The organism is Caballeronia sp. LZ043, assembly GCF_031451075.1.
Taxonomy (GTDB): domain Bacteria; phylum Pseudomonadota; class Gammaproteobacteria; order Burkholderiales; family Burkholderiaceae; genus Caballeronia.
On the sequence record NZ_JARUXT010000031.1, the window covers coordinates 1 to 2,197 of the forward strand.

Genomic DNA, 2,197 nt, shown 5'->3' on the forward strand with positions numbered 1-2,197 from the left:
CAGTTCCATCGAACCGATGCCGCCGATGCTGCCCTTCAGGCGGTCACCCTCCGCGAGTTGCGACACGCCTGCGGGCGTGCCCGTCGTGATCAGCGTCCCCGGCTTGAGCGTCGTCACCGACGACAGGAAGCGAATCAGATCGCGCACACCGTTGATCATGTCCGCCGTGTGCGCCTGCATCACCGTCTGGCCGTTCTGCTGCACCTCGATGTGCAGGTCCTGCGGCTCGCTGATCTCGTCTCGTGTGACGAACCACGGACCCACGCCGCAGAACGTGTCGAAGCCCTTGCGGATGTTGCGCGTGTTATGGTGCCGGCCCCACGGATCGCGCAGACTGATGTCCCAGCACATCGTGTAGCCGTACACGTAGTCGAGCGCATCTTCTGCACTCACATCCTTCGCGTGCTTGCCGATCACCACGCACAGCTCGCACTCGAAGTCCACGTGCTTCGCGATCTTCGGCAGGATCACCGTGCCACCAGGTCCCACGATCGACGACGACGGCTTCAGGAACACTTCCGCCATCAGTTCGTCGGCGGAGAGCTTCGAGCGGTCATAGGCGCCCACGCGAGTCGTCATCTCGCTCTGATGCGAGCGGTAGTTCGCCGCGCCCGCCCAGATCGCCGGCGGGTTGTCGATCGGTGCAAGCAGACGTGCCGATGCAAGCTTCAGCGGCTCGCCCCGGCGGGCCAGCGCGACGGCATCCTGCGCCGCCGGATGGTTGGCAAGCGCGTCGATCACATCGGCCATCGTCGCGCCCGCACGGGTGACGCCCGTCGTGCTCAGCGCATCGGCGAGCGGATAAATGAGTTCGCCCTCGACCAGTCCGGGCAGCCCTTCGTTATAGCGGCAGATCTTCATCGTTCGATTTCGTATCAGGAGGTTGCGTGGACGTGCCCCAAGCTTCACGCCGGGCTCGGCACCGAGTTCTGCAAGGCCGCAGCCTGCTCGGGCGGGTCCGCATACTGTTCCGCCACCACGGGCGTGCTGTTCCAGTCGTTGGCCGGATCGAAGCCATACAGCCAGTCGTTCTTGCCGTGCATGCTGCCCTTGCCTGATGCGATCGCTTCCTTCTGCGCCCCCAGATCCCTCATGTGCTTGAAGTTCAGATTCGCCAGCGCAAGGCGCTGCACACCATGCACACGCGGAATGCGCACCCGGCGGAAGTTCGCGAACGCTTCGAGCGGGTCCTCGCACGACGACAGCCAGCGCCCCAGCACGTATGCATCCTCGAAGGCCTGGCACGCGCCCTGACCTGCGTTCGGCACCATGGCGTGCGCTGCATCGCCGATCAGCTGGATTCGCTCATGCCCCCAGTTGCCGTTGATCGGCCGCGCAAACAGCCCCCACTTCATGCAGTCCGTCACCAGATCGAGCAGCGCCTTCAGACGTGGCTCCGGGTTCGCGAAGCTCGTGCGCATCTCGTCCGGATCGCCGCGACGGTTCCAGCTCTCTTCCACCCACTCGCCCGTGTCCTGCTGCGTGACGATGTTGACCAGCTTCTTCTGGCGGATGTAGTACGCGCGCACGTGCGCCCCGGGGCCCACCCATTCGGTCTGACCGCTCGGCTCCAGAATCCACTCCGGCACCACGCTTGCATCGAGCAGCGAGCGCCACGCCATCTGGCCGGTATAGGACGGGTTGTCATTGCCATACAGCGCCTGGCGCAGCACCGACTTCACGCCGTCCGCACCGATCACGTACTCCGCTTCGACACGTGCGCCGTTCTCGAATGCGAGTTCGACACCATCTGCACGCGGTGTTGCCCCAACGAGGCGATGACCAAGATGGATGTGTTCAGGGTCGAGCGTCGAGGCCAGTGCATCGAGCAGATCTGCGCGATGGAAGGAGTAGTACGGCGCGCCCCACTTCTCCGCGAGCTTGAAGCGGTCGCGGAACTCGAGGAACTCACCCGTCTGCATGTTGCGCGTGTATTCGCCCGGCGAGCGATGACCGACTGCATCGACGCGCTCGCGTGCGCCCAGACCCCACAACGCCTTGACCGCCTGCGGGCTGCAGCTCACTGCCGCGCCAATCTCGCCCAGCGCCGGTGCCGCTTCGAACAGCTCTGCGTCAATGCCGAACGTCTTCAGCGCGTTGGCCGTGGCCGTGCCAGCCAGACCGCCGCCAACAATTGCTATGCGGCACTTCATCACCATGCTTCGTCTCCTGTTCCTTATCGATCGTGTCGACTGCC

2 protein-coding genes are annotated in these 2,197 nt (G+C 64.6%); both read right to left on the reverse strand.

Going from position 1 to position 2,197, the window contains the following annotated elements:
• A partial coding sequence (locus QCE64_RS36275; protein WP_310009163.1) for a fumarylacetoacetate hydrolase family protein occupies window positions 1–861 on the reverse strand: 861 nt, incomplete at its 3' end.
• 44 nt (window positions 862–905) lie between these two features.
• A complete protein-coding gene (locus tag QCE64_RS36280) occupies window positions 906–2,159 on the reverse strand; it encodes an FAD-dependent monooxygenase (RefSeq protein ID WP_310009165.1) in 1,254 nt (417 codons plus the stop codon).
• Between the last annotated feature and the right edge of the window lie 38 nt (window positions 2,160–2,197).